Genomic DNA, 14,188 nt, shown 5'->3' on the forward strand with positions numbered 1-14,188 from the left:
TTGGGTCAAACCACCACGGATCCCGCAGATAGTCCGGGCACCAGCCCGGATGCCCCTGCTGGTCGTCAAATTTTCCAAAAAGAATCACGGCTTTTTGGGCTGTGACTCTGGCTATAGCTGCGGCGGTGAACCATTTCAGCGCCGCAGTGTTACAGGTGTTGCATCAACGATAAATCAGGTACCGCTCTGAAGCAGCATCTGACGGATGTGACCAATTGCCTTAGTCGGGTTCAACCCTTTAGGACAAACGCTCACACAGTTCATGATGCTACGGCAGCGGAACACACTGAATGGGTCGTCCAAAGCAGCCAGACGCTCTTCAGTTTTGTTGTCACGGCTGTCAGCCAGGAAACGATAAGCCTGCAGCAAAGCTGCCGGGCCCAGGAACTTGTCTGGGTTCCACCAGAACGACGGACAGCTGGTCGAGCAGCAAGCGCACAGAATGCACTCGTACAGACCATCAAGCTTTTCACGTTCTTCAGGCGACTGCGTGCGCTCGATAGCCGGCGCAGGTGTGTCGTTCTGCAGGAACGGTTGCACCTTCTCGTACTGCTTGTAGAAGATGCTCATATCGACGACGAGGTCACGAATTACTGGCAGACCCGGCAACGGGCGCACAACCAGTTTGTTGCCTTTGACCACAGCCGACAGCGGCGTGATGCAGGCCAGACCGTTTTTGCCGTTGATGTTCATGCCGTCAGAGCCACAAACACCTTCACGGCAAGAGCGACGGTAAGAGAAACCTTCGTCTTGTTCTTTGATCAGGGCCAGCACGTCAAGAACCATGATGTCCTTGCCGCCGGTATCAACCTGAAACTCCTGCATGAACGGCGCTGCGTCCTGATCAGGGTTATAGCGATAAACGCTTACTTGCAACATATCTATCACCCTTAATAAGTACGAATCTTGGGTTCAAAGGCAGGCACTGTTTTCGGTGCAAAGTTGACGGCACGCTTGGTCACGCGCTTCTCGCCTGGGAAGTACAGGGAGTGGCACAGCCAGTTTTCGTCGTCACGATCTTCAAAGTCTTCACGCGCATGCGCACCGCGAGATTCCTTACGGACCTCGGCAGCAATCGCAGTCGCTTCAGCAACTTCAAGAAGGTTTTGCAGTTCGAGTGCCTCGATACGCGCAGTGTTAAACGCTTGGCTCTTGTCCGCGATCTTGACGTTCGCGATGCGCTCACGCAGGTCGGCCAATTGTGTGATGCCCTTCTGCATGTATTCACCCGTACGGAATACACCGAAGTAGTTCTGCATGCAGCTCTGCAGCTCTTTACGCAGCGGAGCAACATCTTCACCGGTCGTGCGCTGGTTGACGCCAGCCAGACGAGCCAGTGACTGATCGATATCAGTTTCGCTGGCGTTGCGGTATTCAACACCTTCACGCAGCGATTTTTCGAGGTGCAGGCCAGCCGCACGACCGAATACAACCAGGTCGAGCAGCGAGTTGCCGCCCAGACGGTTGGCACCGTGTACCGATACGCAAGCCACTTCACCTACAGCGAACAGGCCTTCGACGACTTTGTCGTTGCCGTTGGCATCTTGAGTGATGGCCTGGCCATGAATGTTGGTGGCAACGCCGCCCATCATATAGTGGCAAGTCGGAACAACCGGGATCGGGGTAACAGCCGGATCAACGTGAGCGAAGGTCTTCGACAGCTCAACGATGCCTGGCAGACGGCTCAGCAGGACTTCTTCGCCCAGGTGATCCATCTTCAGCATTACGTGATCGCCATCAGGGCCACAGCCGTTACCGGCAATGATCTCTTTAACCATCGAACGTGCAACAACGTCACGACCAGCAAGGTCTTTGGCGTTTGGTGCATAACGCTCCATGAAACGCTCGCCATGCTTGTTGATCAGGTAACCACCTTCACCACGGCAACCTTCGGTAACCAGTACACCCGCGCCGGCAATACCGGTTGGGTGGAACTGCCACATTTCGATGTCCTGAACCGGTACACCTGCACGCAGCGCCATGCCGATACCGTCGCCGGTATTGATCAGTGCGTTGGTGGTCGAGGAGTAGATACGGCCAGCACCACCAGTCGCCAGCACTACAGCCTTGGCGCGGATGTGAACAGTCTCGCCTGTTTCCAGACAGATGGCGATGATACCGACAACAACGCCGTCCTGGTTCTTCACCAAGTCTACGGCGTACCACTCGTTAAGGAACGAGGTGCCGGCTTTCAGGTTGCCCTGATAAAGGGTGTGCAGCAGAGCGTGACCGGTACGGTCAGCAGCCGCGCAAGTACGTGCAGCCTGACCGCCTTTACCGAAGTCTTTCGACTGGCCGCCGAATGGGCGCTGGTAAATACGACCGGTTTCGGTACGCGAGAACGGCAGACCCATGTGCTCAAGTTCAAAAACAGCTTCCGGACCTACGGAACACATGTATTCGATAGCGTCCTGGTCACCGATATAGTCGGAACCCTTGACGGTATCGTACATATGCCAACGCCAATCATCGTTTGGATCAGCAGAGGCGATTGCGCAGGTGATGCCACCCTGAGCCGATACAGTGTGCGAACGAGTCGGGAATACCTTGGTGACCACAGCAGTCTTGTGACCGCCCTGAGCGAGTTGCAGTGCTGCACGCATGCCTGCGCCGCCGCCACCAATAATGATGGCGTCATAAGAAAGAGTGCGAATGCTAGTCATGAATCAGATACCCCAAAGAATCTGCACGCCCCAGACGAAATACGCGAACATGGCAATGCCACACGCCGCCTGGAACAGAAAACGTACCGCTGTAGCGCATTTGCCCAACGCCATGTTGGTCAGGTAGTCAGTGGAGATTGTCCACATACCAACCCAGGCGTGCACACTTAGAGAAACCAGTGTGAGCAAACTGAAAATACGCATTGCAGTATGGGAGAACAGTCCATGCCAGCCGGCATAGTCCATACCCGGGTTTACGATGACGTAACCCAGCAAGAACAGTACATAAGCCGCGAGAACGACCGCTGATACACGCTGAGCCATCCAGTCATAGAGGCCCGAACGCGAGAAGTTCGTAACGTTAGTTACCATATCCACACCCCCAGAAGCAGGATCACGACCGCCGCAACGGCGATTACGATTTTTGAGCCCAATGCTCCGCCTTCCAGCGTCTCACCGATGCCCATATCCATGATGATGTGGCGCACACCGGCCACCAGGTGGTATAGCAATGCAGACAGTAGGCCCCAAATCACGAACTTGGCCAGCGGGCTGGTCAGGCATTCTTTCACTTGGGCAAAGCCCTCTTCGGAGGCCAGCGATTTGTCGAGACCGAACAGCAGAACGGCAATACCAACAAAAAGGATGACACCGGAGATACGGTGAAGAATGGACGTGTAAGCGGTGATTGGGAGCTTAATAGTCCTAAGGTCTAGGTTTACAGGTCGTTGGCTATTCACGGCTTTTTTTATCACACTGAGAGCCCTTAACTAGCAGGGCAAAGTTGTCGGGAAGTGCACTTGCAGAAACGCATCACCCAAGGAGTGACGACCACTTGGACGCAGGCTAAAGCACTAGTGGTCGGTCGCAGAGTATAGACAGTTAGGACGCTAATGACAACGCAGTAGCCTGTACCTAAGTGCTGATTAAAGTGCTTTAAAAATTGCGCTGACTGTGTACAACTATTTGCCTGCATTTGTGCTGCAAACCCTTCTCCCGTATGGGTTTACCTAAATTGACATTCCGATTTATAACACTATAGTGGTGCGGGCCCTGCGTGGGGGGCTAGCTGATGATTTCAAGCATAACTAGGAGGCCAAACATGGCTGACAAAAAAGCGCAGTTGATCATCGAGGGCGTAGCCCCCGTCGAACTGCCTATTTTAAGCGGCACCGTTGGGCCAGATGTGATTGATGTAAGGGGCTTAACAGCCACGGGCCGTTTCACATTCGACCCAGGTTTCATGTCGACCGCCTCTTGCGAGTCGCAGATCACCTACATCGATGGCGATCAGGGTATTTTGCTGCACCGCGGCTACCCGATCGAGCAACTCGCAGAGCAAGCTGACTACCTCGAGACTTGCTACCTGTTGCTCAACGGCGAATTGCCTGATGCAGCGCAAAAGGCTCAATTTGTCAGCACTATCAAGAACCACACCATGGTTCATGAGCAGTTGAAGACCTTCTTCAACGGCTTCCGCCGCGATGCCCACCCAATGGCAATCATGTGCGGTGTAGTTGGCGCCCTCTCCGCCTTCTATCACGACTCGCTGGACATCAAGAACCCGCATCACCGCGAAGTTTCGGCCATGCGCCTGATTTCGAAGATGCCAACACTTGCAGCAATGACTTACAAGTACTCCATGGGTCAACCCATGATGTACCCGCGTAATGACCTTAATTACGCCGAGAACTTCCTGCACATGATGTTCAACACGCCGTGCGAGATCAAACCGATCAGCCCGGTACTGGCCAAGGCAATGGATAAGATCTTTATCCTGCACGCTGACCACGAACAGAACGCTTCGACCTCAACAGTGCGTCTGGCTGGCTCTTCTGGCGCCAACCCGTTTGCCTGTATCGCTGCCGGTATTGCAGCGCTTTGGGGCCCGGCTCATGGCGGCGCGAACGAAGCCGTACTGAGCATGCTTGATGAAATCGGCGATGTTTCGAATATCGACGCCTTCATCGCCAAAGCCAAGGACAAGAACGATCCGTTCAAGCTCATGGGCTTCGGTCACCGCGTTTACAAAAACCGCGACCCGCGCGCCACTGTGATGAAGCAGACGTGCGACGAAGTACTCAAGGAGCTGGGCATCACCAATGATCCACAGCTTGAGCTGGCCATGCGTCTCGAAGAGATCGCCCTGACCGACCCGTACTTCATCGAGCGCTCGCTGTACCCGAACGTAGACTTCTACTCGGGCATCATCCTCAAGGCAATCGGTATCCCAACCAGCATGTTCACGGTGATTTTCGCCCTGGCACGTACTGTTGGCTGGATTTCGCACTGGAAAGAAATGCTTTCGCATCCGTACAAGATTGGCCGTCCGCGTCAGCTGTACACCGGTTACGAGAAACGCGACATGCCTAAGTAAGCGCTGCTTTGCGGCTTAATCGCTGCAACACTGCCGCTTAAACTAAACGCCCGATGCCATCGCATCGGGCGTTTTTATTTGCCTCGACAAACACATTCAACTCAACTTGCGCGCTCACAGGCTAAGCGCAATGAAATCAGAAGCGCCAAGTTACGCCGCCACCCAATACATGCAACATTGCATCCGAATACTCACCTGACAACTTCTGGCCGGTACGCTCCTTGGTTTGATCGATATCCATATCGCCCATGTAAATCAGGGTGTAGCTCATGTGCATATCAACATCATCGGCAAGCGCGTAATTAAAGCCAGCAGCCAGGCGCCAGGCTTCATTCATTGGGTTATCAACGGTGCGATCTTCATCCTCCACGGCAGAGCTGTCGTAACCAACCCCCATGTTCAGCCGTAACTTATCGTTTACTTGTTTCTGCGCGCCGACCGACAAGTGCCAGGTGTCCTTATACTTGCGATCCGCCAATACCGTTGTGCTGGCGCCTGTAGCGCCACCATCCACTGCAATACCCAACTTGCCGAACTCGCTCCAGTCTTGCCAGCCCGCACTGCCAAGCAGAGTCCAACCGCCGTCTAACTGCTGAGAAACACTCAACAGAACTGTTTGCGGCACTTCCATGTCGATATTCAAACCGTCGGCATCAAGACGATTGAGGGCAAGGTTCAATATTGGATTGCTGACGTTCTTGATTTCAGGCCGGTCTTCGAACTCGAGCTTTATCTTACTGGTGTATGCCAGACCGACTTTAGTGGTTGGCGTCAGGTTATAAAGCGCACCAATGCTCATGCCCATTGCCCAGTCCGTGTCCTTGTAACGCAACTGGCCGTCATCGGCATTATTGACGCCCAGCACGTTGTTATTGATACCCGTCTCGGACCGGTAGTAGCCGTACATGATTCTCGGCCCAATACCCACAGACAGGTCATCATTGACCCGGTATGAAAAAGTCGGCTGGAAGGTCACGCCAACAACCGCCGATTCCTGACTGAAGTAGCGCCCTGCCCAGTCATCGTCGTAATCAAGCATTAAGCCGAACGTACCAAACATTCCAAAGCCTATGCTGGCCCGGTCGTTGATCTCATGGCTGATAAACAAGCTGCTACCAGGGAAATATTTCAACGGCTGGCCGCCTTCACTGCCGCTGAATGTATTGTCTGCATCACGCGAGAACCGCATATCGCCGGCAATTATCTGGGCGTTAGCGGTGAACTGCGTGCCTTTCAGCTCACTGATTCCAGCGGGGTTATTCATCATCACACTGGGGTCCGTAGCCAGTACCGCAGCACCAGCATTCGCCAGCCCTGCGCCTTCCTGGCCCGCCTCGTAAACCATGATTCCCCCAGCCCAGGCATTCCCCGCAGCGCCGAGGATTGAGAGCGCCATAAGTGACTTGCGAAGCTGCATAAGTGGTCGTCCTTCTTACTTAATTCTTTAAGGGTCAGCCCCGGCCTTCTGGCCGCAGACCAATACAGCGCACCAACGTTGGCGCGCAATTTATTACCCAGCGCAATGTCGTAACTGATTAACGAATTACAGAGTAGATTCAAAATCGCCAGCAAGCCATTGAGTCATATCCACAACCTCATCGTGCGGTGCATCCAAAACAGCTAAAATCTACTCAGCTTGGTGCTTAGCACGCCGCCCACCGATACAGAGTAATAGATGAAGATTCACCGACTTGCCCCCGCAGAAGCTGGCCGCTATCGCGCATTGATGCTTGAAGCCTATCGCTCGCACCCGCAGTCATTCACCACTACGGCAACTGAGCGCAAGCCTTTACCGCTAAGCTGGTGGCAGGCGCGCGTAAGCGATGCAGAGGATGCGACAACCCAGGTCTATGGCATTTTCGATGCTCAGGGCGAGCTTCACGGCGTTGTTGGGCTTTCGCGCAATAAACAATTGAAGACCCGGCACAAGGTCACGCTATTCGGGCTTTATGTCGTACCTCCATTTCGTAAACAAGGTTTCGCGCGTCAGCTGGTTGAACACGCGCTGACTGAAGCACGATTGATCAACCACGCACGGCTGATACAACTCAGCGTCAGCGAAACCAACACGGCCGCTGTTGCGCTGTATCAACACTATGGATTTGAACAATATGCCCGTGAGCCGTTTGCGATTGCACTTGAAGGTGAATATTTAACCAAACTGCACATGTGGCGCATGCTCGACTGAGTACCGTTACAGGTTCTCAAGGCGCCTCAAGCGCGCTGTAAACCAGGCGGAAACCGACATTGGCAGGCGGCTGACCACCCCCGCAACCGGTATTGCCCGGCGAGCGCAATTGCTCTGAGAGGCCAACTTCGCGCTCGCCCATTGCCACCCGCCCGTTCATGCAGCCAAACACCTCTATGGGCAACCCAAGCTGGGGGTAATAGCAGGCTGCGACCCATTCCCAGACATTGCCCTTGATGTCATAGATTCCCAGCGAGTTGGCCCCGAATGCAGTGACTTCACGGGTTTTGCGCTCTAACGGCAAGGCGGTTAGATCATAATCTGCGGCCCATGCCATACGGGGGTCAGTAAAAAGCGGTTTGCGCTTGGTCGCCGCCTGCTCTGCCGCCAACACCAGCCATTCCGCTTTAGTCGGTACGCGCAGCGGCAGACTTTGACGCGCTGCTGACCACCGAATAAACACCCTTACATCCGCCCAACTCATATTGACCATCGGGCTGGAACCTCTCTGCCCTTCTGACAGCAAGGGGCAAACCTGCGCTTGCTCGCAGATCCGCCACTGATCCACAGTCACCTCAGTGGCGCCGACCATCAACGTTTCACCCGATGGTTGCTGCACAGCAATGAACGGCGGCAGTTCACCAACACTGCCGCCCTCCTCACCTTTGGACATATACAGGTTTCCAGCCAGCAACAGCGCCAAAACCAGCATCAGGCCCCAGCAAATCACCAGGGCCAGTTTTTGGTCGTCAAGCAGGCGCCGCAAACTATCAGGGTTGCCTTTACTCACTCACAGGACCCTGACTGACCTTTTTCAGCAGATCATCGTCCCACTTACCCTTCACAACCACGTGCGCCGCCGCGCCAAACTCAACAGCCTCGATCAAATTGTGATTCAGGTAGGCATAAACGCCAGGCTGCTTGAAGCGATAGAGCATCGCGCCAACCGACCCTCCGCGCACAAACCAGGTTTGCACGTCTTTCAACGGCGGCGAAGCGAACGAGCCCGTTTCCCAGACATAATCACCATGGCCGCCGATCAGGTGCGGGCGCGTGTCCCGATTAGCCTGCATGTGCAGAAACAGCACGTTTTCCCCGACATTGGCCGTCATTGCGCCCTTGCCTGTCAGCGCGCCAACCCGGCCATTGAACACCACGTGAGTTGGCGTCAGCGTACGCATCGACTTGATCCAGTCAGTCAGATCCTCGCCCGGACGTGAATACTGCTTGTAGTCACCCTTGTCGTCGCGCGGCACATAAAAATCGTTCTCGCCGATGTAAAACGCCTTGTCGTAAACCAGCGGCTGGCCCTTGTCGTCGGTGAGGCCTTCACGCGGCAGCACCAGAATCATCCCGGTCATACCGTGCGTCACGTGATAGGGCGTCATCGAGCCTTCTGGCGCGCAGTGATAAAGGAAGCTGCCAGACTTGGTTGCCTTGAAGCGAATGGTCACCTGATTGCCGGGGCTGATCGTGGTGATCGCAGCGCCGCCCAGAGCGCCGGTTACCGCATGCAGATCGATGTTGTGCACCAGCAAGTTGGTCGACGGGTTTTTCAGGGTCAACTCAACGTAATCACCCTGATGCACCACCATCGCCGGCGCCGGAATTGAGCCGTTGTAGGTCAGCGCCCATATTTCGGTACCATCACCATCCAATACCCACTGCTTCTCTTCGACAGTCAGCTCAATCTCAACCACCTTGGGCTCGCCCGTGGCCTTCTGGCTATGCATTGGCAGCATCGGCGGTGCGACCAACTTTTGGCGCACATGCTGGAGTTTGTCTACGGGGTCGGGACGGGCATCATGGTTAGGCATCAATTTGGCGTCGAAAGGCGTCTCGCCATGCGACATCAAAACGCCGTCGTCTTTGGTATCCGCCTCCGTTTGCGTGGCCAGATAGGCGATCACATCTTCACGGCGTTGCTTGTCCGGAAAGGTCACGGGCATGTTCGAGGCAGCGTTGTTATCACCCAGATAACTCTTGAGGAAAATGCTCGGGTCATCGAGCCACTCAAATAACAGGTCCGGTGTCCAGACCAGACCCTTCTCGCCCGCTTTGCTCAAATCGCCGCTGTAGCTGTAGCCGGGATAACTGCCGGCCTTGCGCCCGACGATGTTGTTAAGCACAGGTCCAAACGCATTCTGCGCACCCTCGCCTGCCTGATGACACGCCGAGCATTCTTTGAACACTCGCTTGCCGTTTTCTACATCTGCGCCATGACTGCTCCCGGCGCAAACCATACCAGCCACCACCAAAACTGCAGCCAGGCGGCTGGAGACATTACTTTTTTTATAAAACATAGATTCAACCTTCCCTGGATCGCCATCTGACGCTAATAGGTCATGCCTTCCCTGCATGAGTCCTGCAGACCTGATTTTAGCGACCTGACACAGGCGCGCAGCCAGACCAACGATCAGTGAACGCTGCGCTCGGAAATCATTCATCACACTGTGTTGGCCATCCAACCGGGCATCAGACACAGTGACAACGCGTAAGGAAACGCCGCCCTTGTCTCTCGTCGAATCAGCAAAGGAACTTGCGATGACACTAATGGACCCCCGCGCCAACGAATTGGCGACCGCCAAGCTGTATAGCGCTACCGTAATCGGCCATACCAACGCGACAACCGCGCGTATCTGGGCACGTCTTTATCAGCCAGGGAAATGGACATTGGTGCTATCGACGGCACCCTTCACCGGTGACCTGACCCGGCTCAATGAGCAGACCATCCGCGGCTTTCTAAAGGCATCAGGGATTACGCCTGCGTTTATCGGAGAGCATGACTTCGATTATTCAAGCAACCTCACCCATACCTTCGATGTGGACGGGCTCGAGCCATTCACGCGCTATTACTACGCATTGATGTGCGAAGACAAAAGCATCAGCCGTCGCACTGAGCTGGGTTACAGCCTTGATCGCTATTTCCGCACTCAAGCCGAGAATGCCCGCGAACTGGTTTTCGGTTTTTACAGCTGCCACGACCCCATCAATGCCGATAACAGCGTCGGCGCCTGGCCGCATATGCTCGAACAGTTGTGTACCCACAGCGCCGACTTTGTCATCGGCGGCGGTGATCAGGTGTATGTCGATACCAATGCCAAGCAGGACTTCCCGGATGTCTGGGTCTGGCTTAAAGACAATAAGGATGAACTGCTGCAGACCTACCGCAAAGGCCGTGGCTATGACGAAGACGGCATCTATCAATACCTGCTCAACCTCTACCGCTGGTTCTATCGGGTTTACTGGCAAGTCGCGCCACTGCAAGCGGTGTACCGGCAATTCCCGCAATACATGATGTGGGACGATCACGAAATCATGGATGGCTGGGGCTCATACACCGAAAAGGAAAGGCTCCACCGCCTCTCACGGTTATTCAAGGCGGATGACAAAAAGGTCGATGGCATGCTCATTGACCTGATGTGGCGCGCCGCGTGCCGGGCCTATTACGAATTTGAGCACAGCCACAACCCTCCCACCCCTTACGATGAGCAGAACCCGGACAATTGTCAGTGGGATTATTCATTCAGCCAGGGGCCCGCCGCGTTCTACGTGCTGGACATGCGCGGTCAGCACGATGTCGAGAAAGACCCCAGGCAAGACCCGTTCAAGATTCTCGGCCGTGCGCAAATGGACCGCTTCCTTAAATGGTTACCCGACCAGGCCGAAAATCCCGCGTGCAAAGTTCTGTTTGTGGTTTCACCCGTTCCGATGCTGCATTGGGTCGATACGCTGGTGAACTATGCTGATCTTGGCAGCATCAAGGACGACTTGATGGATGAGTGGGATCACGACTCTAACTGGGCCGAGCGCGCGGTGATTCTCAATAACGTATTCGCCCAACTGGACAAGCACGGCAAGCTGCTGGTTTTTCTCAGCGGTGATGTGCATTGCGCCTCGGTTTACCAGCTGACTCACAACAAATACCTCAAGGCACGCGTCTACCAGCTAACCTCCAGCGCAATCTCACGCAAGCCTGCGCCAGCGGCCAGCCTTATCGGCATCAGCTCTGGTGGCGCACTAAAAGGTTGCAAAGGCATTGTCAGCGAGCGCTTGTTCGCCCTCACCGGCCACAAGAACTTTTCGCTGCTGCATGTCTTCGAAGATGCCAGCGGCACCCTGCAAACCGAGGCGCAGATCTGCTGGCCCGGCGAAAACGCGGGCGAAACCATCAGCAAACGTATCCGTTTCAAATAACCCGCACCGGGAGGCGTCAGAACATCGTGCAGATCATTGAAGAGTTCCCACAACTGGAAGCGATATTGGCTGACTGGAAAAGCACCATTGGCAAGGATTACAACGGTTACCGCCATCACCTGTACCGCATGATCAACATCTGCTTCGCCCTGCACCCCTGCGATGAGGAGCAGCAACGCAAGGTATTCATCGCCGCCGCGTTCCATGATATCGGCATATGGACCGATCACACCGTCGACTACATTCCACCGTCAATCCCGCCGGCTTTGCATTACCTGCAAGAGCATGGGCTGCAAGCGTGGGCTGAGGAAATCAGCCTGATGATCAGCGAGCACCATAAAGTGCGCGCCTACACCGATCCGCGCTACCCGCTGGTAGAGCAGTTTCGACAGGCTGATCTGGTCGATTTCTCACTCGGTGCGGTGCGCTTTGGGCTTGATAAACACTTTATCAGCGAATTGAAACGGCGCTTCCCCAACGCGGGCTTTCACAAGAACCTGGCGCAACTGGGCGGCAAATGGTTTCTCAAGCACCCGCTCAATCCACTGCCGATGATGAAGTGGTAGCGGCTGTTTCGCCGCACTCAGCCGAGTGCGGTATCTAGGAACATCATCACTGCATAGCCGCCCATCAAGCCAAGCGTTGCTGAGGTCTGATGACCGTTGCGGTGGGTTTCCGGGATGATTTCGTGAGATACCACAAATATCATGGCGCCAGCCGCCAGCCCCAGACTCATCGGATACGCCAGCGCATAGCCGCTGGAAATCCCCACCCCGACCAGCGCCCCCAGTGGCTCCATCAAGCCGCTCGCAGCGGCAATCAGCGCCGCTGCCAATGCCGATAAGCCCGTGGTGCGCAAGGCCAGTGCTACTGCCAACCCTTCAGGAATGTCCTGAATCGAGATCGCGCTCGCCAGGGGAATACCTACACCCAAATCACCGCCGGAAAAACCAACGCCGATCGCCATGCCTTCCGGCAGGTTGTGCAAGGTAATCGCAAACACAAACAACCACACGCGGTTGATACGCTCGCAGTCCGGGCCACAGGGGCCGGTGCTCTCATGTTCGTGCGGGGTGAAACGATCCAGCCCGAGCATCAATACCGCACCCAGCGCAAGCCCCACGACTACCGTGCCGGCTGCGCCAAAACTGCTGCCGGTAATCGCTTTAGCCGCATCGAGGCCCGGAAGAATCAGCGAGAACGAACTGGCGGCGAGCATCATGCCCGCGGCAAATCCGAGCATGGTGTCTTGGGTGCGGCTGCTGATAGTGCCGAGCCCGATTGCCAGCAACGCGCCAAATGCAGTCGCTGCAAATCCGGCGCCGCCACCGTACATGGCATAGCGCAGACGCTCGCTGATGCCGCCGTCGAACGCATTGACGATACTTCCAGCCAACAACCAGACAATCGCCAATAACGCCACTGCAAGCCCGGCGGTTATCCACGGATTGGCCTGCGCCTGCGCCACCCATGCGGCTCTGAAATTGGCGTATTGCTGCTGTGTGCTTTCCATATGGCTCACTCGACGGTCAATAGCATTACTATTAACCGACTGATTGTATGGATCAAGCCAACACTGCCTATCGCCTTGATAGGCAGGTGCTGATCCGCTGAGCACATGGGAGTGGCAATGGCCAAACATACTGCGCAAATCGAATGGCTCTGCGGCGATCAGCCGTTTCTGAGTAATCAATACAGCCGTGCGCATACCTGGACGTTTGATGGCGGGCTGAGCATACCTGCGTCCTCATCCCCGCACGTGGTACCGCTGCCCTGGTCGGATGCCAGCGCTGTCGACCCGGAAGAGGCGTTTGTCGCTGCCCTTTCCAGCTGCCACATGCTTTGGTTTCTGTCCGTTGCGCTGGAGCACGGATTCGCGGTGGCCAGCTATAAAGATCTGGCCGAGGGCATGATGGGCAAAAGTGAGCAGGGGCGGCTTGCTGTGACCCGCGTAACCTTGCGCCCGCATGTGCAATTCAGCGGACCCAATCACCCTGACTCAACCGAGCTTGAAGCCATGCATCACCAGGCCCATGAAAAATGCTTTATTGCCAACTCGGTCACTACCGCCATTATCTGCGAGCCGAGCATGAGTTGAGTAAGCACCGATCCTTCAAGCACAAACTTTCAGCCATACTGAAGATTGGTTGAGTAAGCAGCTGCAAGCCGGTTTACGGATTCAGGAGGTGCACATGGATGATGAAGAACAACGCCCGCTGACACTCTGGGAAATGCTGCAGAGCATTATTGCCGCCGCATTTGGAGTGCAGAGCGGTAAAAACCGATCGCGCGACTTCTCACGCGGCAAGCCCAGTCACTTCATTATTCTGGGCCTGCTGGTCACCTTGGTATTTGTATTGGTGCTTTATGCGCTGGTGCGCACGGTGCTGTATTTCGCCGGGGTATAAACCACCTTGCAGGCGGGCACCTGCAGTGCAGGCAAGAAAAAGCCGGAGCAGTCAACTGTCTCCGGCTTTTTGTTTTCCCTGAATTTACTGGTGGCTGACCCAGTAAACGGCAGTCAGGACGGCAATAACGATCAAGGCAAAAATCGCCGTGGCGTCTACCGCGCTGTCGTTGTTCTCGTGCTCAGTATGATCGGACATTGGCATACCCCCTGTTATTTTGATTGTCTGCGCCACACATCGAGAAATAAGGCTGTGTACGCCCGCCAACTCAGCAAGCTACTAGCATTTAAGACCAGCCAAGGCGCTTCTACCACCGCGAAGGTTATGTTTTAGCGCGCTCTTAGCACATTAAGTT

The 14,188-nt window shown here is 55.2% G+C and carries 14 protein-coding genes; 6 read left to right on the plus strand and 8 right to left on the minus strand.

The window, feature by feature from the left end:
• Positions 1-174: 174 nt before the first annotated feature.
• Genes FEZ62_RS19155 through sdhC form a run of 4 tightly spaced genes read right to left on the minus strand, consistent with a single transcriptional unit; the run spans position 175 to position 3,415 of the window.
• Entirely contained in the window at positions 175-879 is a 705-nt protein-coding gene (locus FEZ62_RS19155) for a succinate dehydrogenase iron-sulfur subunit (protein WP_172929451.1), read from the minus strand.
• A gap of 11 nt (positions 880-890) precedes the next feature.
• The gene (sdhA, locus tag FEZ62_RS19160; RefSeq protein WP_069900199.1) at positions 891-2,663 is read right to left on the minus strand and encodes a succinate dehydrogenase flavoprotein subunit; all 1,773 of its coding nucleotides are present in this window, start codon (positions 2,661-2,663) and stop codon (positions 891-893) included.
• Between the two features lie 3 nt (positions 2,664-2,666).
• Positions 2,667-3,035 carry a succinate dehydrogenase, hydrophobic membrane anchor protein gene (gene sdhD, locus FEZ62_RS19165; protein ID WP_069900198.1) on the minus strand — a complete coding sequence of 123 codons (369 nt, stop codon included), beginning with the start codon at positions 3,033-3,035 and terminating at the stop codon, positions 2,667-2,669.
• Positions 3,029-3,415, minus strand: coding sequence for a succinate dehydrogenase, cytochrome b556 subunit (sdhC, locus tag FEZ62_RS19170; RefSeq protein ID WP_170827756.1), 387 nt, complete (start codon positions 3,413-3,415; stop codon positions 3,029-3,031). Before sdhC ends, sdhD begins: the two co-directional genes overlap by 7 nt.
• 350 nt (positions 3,416-3,765) lie before the next feature.
• Between sdhC and gltA the strand changes: the two genes are divergently transcribed.
• Complete coding sequence (gene gltA, locus FEZ62_RS19175) at positions 3,766-5,040, plus strand: citrate synthase (RefSeq protein WP_069900197.1); 1,275 nt, start codon at positions 3,766-3,768, stop codon at positions 5,038-5,040.
• A 136-nt stretch (positions 5,041-5,176) separates the two neighbouring features.
• Here the strand turns inward: gltA and FEZ62_RS19180 are convergent, their stop codons facing one another.
• Positions 5,177-6,457, minus strand: coding sequence for an outer membrane protein transport protein (locus tag FEZ62_RS19180; RefSeq protein WP_172929452.1), 1,281 nt, complete (start codon positions 6,455-6,457; stop codon positions 5,177-5,179).
• Positions 6,458-6,715: 258 nt separating this feature from the next.
• On the opposite strand from FEZ62_RS19180, the gene FEZ62_RS19185 reads away from it, so the two are divergent.
• Positions 6,716-7,228 (plus strand): N-acetyltransferase, encoded by a 513-nt coding sequence (locus FEZ62_RS19185; protein WP_172929453.1) that lies wholly within the window; start codon positions 6,716-6,718, stop codon positions 7,226-7,228.
• A 16-nt stretch (positions 7,229-7,244) separates the two neighbouring features.
• On the opposite strand, the gene FEZ62_RS19190 is transcribed toward FEZ62_RS19185, so the two are convergent.
• Both FEZ62_RS19190 and nirK read right to left on the minus strand, forming a co-directional pair.
• Positions 7,245-8,018: an SUMF1/EgtB/PvdO family nonheme iron enzyme gene (locus FEZ62_RS19190; RefSeq protein ID WP_172929454.1), complete on the minus strand. Its 774-nt coding sequence runs from the start codon at positions 8,016-8,018 to the stop codon at positions 7,245-7,247.
• A complete protein-coding gene (nirK, locus tag FEZ62_RS19195) occupies positions 8,011-9,531 on the minus strand; it encodes a copper-containing nitrite reductase (RefSeq protein ID WP_172929455.1) in 1,521 nt (506 codons plus the stop codon). Before nirK ends, FEZ62_RS19190 begins: the two co-directional genes overlap by 8 nt.
• A 241-nt stretch (positions 9,532-9,772) precedes the next feature.
• Between nirK and FEZ62_RS19200 the strand changes: the two genes are divergently transcribed.
• The gene (locus tag FEZ62_RS19200; RefSeq protein WP_172929456.1) at positions 9,773-11,425 is read left to right on the plus strand and encodes an alkaline phosphatase D family protein; all 1,653 of its coding nucleotides are present in this window, start codon (positions 9,773-9,775) and stop codon (positions 11,423-11,425) included.
• Positions 11,426-11,451: 26 nt separating this feature from the next.
• Positions 11,452-11,991 (plus strand): hypothetical protein, encoded by a 540-nt coding sequence (locus tag FEZ62_RS19205; protein ID WP_172929457.1) that lies wholly within the window; start codon positions 11,452-11,454, stop codon positions 11,989-11,991.
• 17 nt (positions 11,992-12,008) lie between these two features.
• Here FEZ62_RS19205 and FEZ62_RS19210 read toward each other — a convergent pair whose 3' ends face one another.
• Positions 12,009-12,938 (minus strand): ZIP family metal transporter, encoded by a 930-nt coding sequence (locus tag FEZ62_RS19210; protein WP_172929458.1) that lies wholly within the window; start codon positions 12,936-12,938, stop codon positions 12,009-12,011.
• Between the two features lie 117 nt (positions 12,939-13,055).
• On the opposite strand from FEZ62_RS19210, the gene FEZ62_RS19215 reads away from it, so the two are divergent.
• Positions 13,056-13,523: an OsmC family protein gene (locus tag FEZ62_RS19215; RefSeq protein ID WP_172929459.1), complete on the plus strand. Its 468-nt coding sequence runs from the start codon at positions 13,056-13,058 to the stop codon at positions 13,521-13,523.
• 94 nt (positions 13,524-13,617) lie between these two features.
• Positions 13,618-13,833 (plus strand): DUF2970 domain-containing protein, encoded by a 216-nt coding sequence (locus FEZ62_RS19220; RefSeq protein WP_172929460.1) that lies wholly within the window; start codon positions 13,618-13,620, stop codon positions 13,831-13,833.
• Positions 13,834-14,188: the final 355 nt, after the last annotated feature.

It is taken from the genome of Pseudomonas sp. MS19 (assembly GCF_013277615.1).
Taxonomy (GTDB): Bacteria; Pseudomonadota; Gammaproteobacteria; order Pseudomonadales; family Pseudomonadaceae; genus Aquipseudomonas; species Aquipseudomonas marincola.

Coding starts and splice junctions, on each gene's coding strand:
- FEZ62_RS19210 (WP_172929458.1), bottom strand. CDS start 12,938: ATGGAAAGCACACAGCAGCAATACGCCAATTTCAGAGCCGCATGGGTG.
- FEZ62_RS19180 (WP_172929452.1), bottom strand. CDS start 6,457: ATGCAGCTTCGCAAGTCACTTATGGCGCTCTCAATCCTCGGCGCTGCG.
- FEZ62_RS19220 (WP_172929460.1), top strand. CDS start 13,618: ATGGATGATGAAGAACAACGCCCGCTGACACTCTGGGAAATGCTGCAG.
- sdhD (WP_069900198.1), bottom strand. CDS start 3,035: ATGGTAACTAACGTTACGAACTTCTCGCGTTCGGGCCTCTATGACTGG.
- sdhA (WP_069900199.1), bottom strand. CDS start 2,663: ATGACTAGCATTCGCACTCTTTCTTATGACGCCATCATTATTGGTGGC.
- FEZ62_RS19200 (WP_172929456.1), top strand. CDS start 9,773: ATGACACTAATGGACCCCCGCGCCAACGAATTGGCGACCGCCAAGCTG.
- nirK (WP_172929455.1), bottom strand. CDS start 9,531: ATGTTTTATAAAAAAAGTAATGTCTCCAGCCGCCTGGCTGCAGTTTTG.
- gltA (WP_069900197.1), top strand. CDS start 3,766: ATGGCTGACAAAAAAGCGCAGTTGATCATCGAGGGCGTAGCCCCCGTC.
- FEZ62_RS19215 (WP_172929459.1), top strand. CDS start 13,056: ATGGCCAAACATACTGCGCAAATCGAATGGCTCTGCGGCGATCAGCCG.
- FEZ62_RS19185 (WP_172929453.1), top strand. CDS start 6,716: ATGAAGATTCACCGACTTGCCCCCGCAGAAGCTGGCCGCTATCGCGCA.
- FEZ62_RS19155 (WP_172929451.1), bottom strand. CDS start 879: ATGTTGCAAGTAAGCGTTTATCGCTATAACCCTGATCAGGACGCAGCG.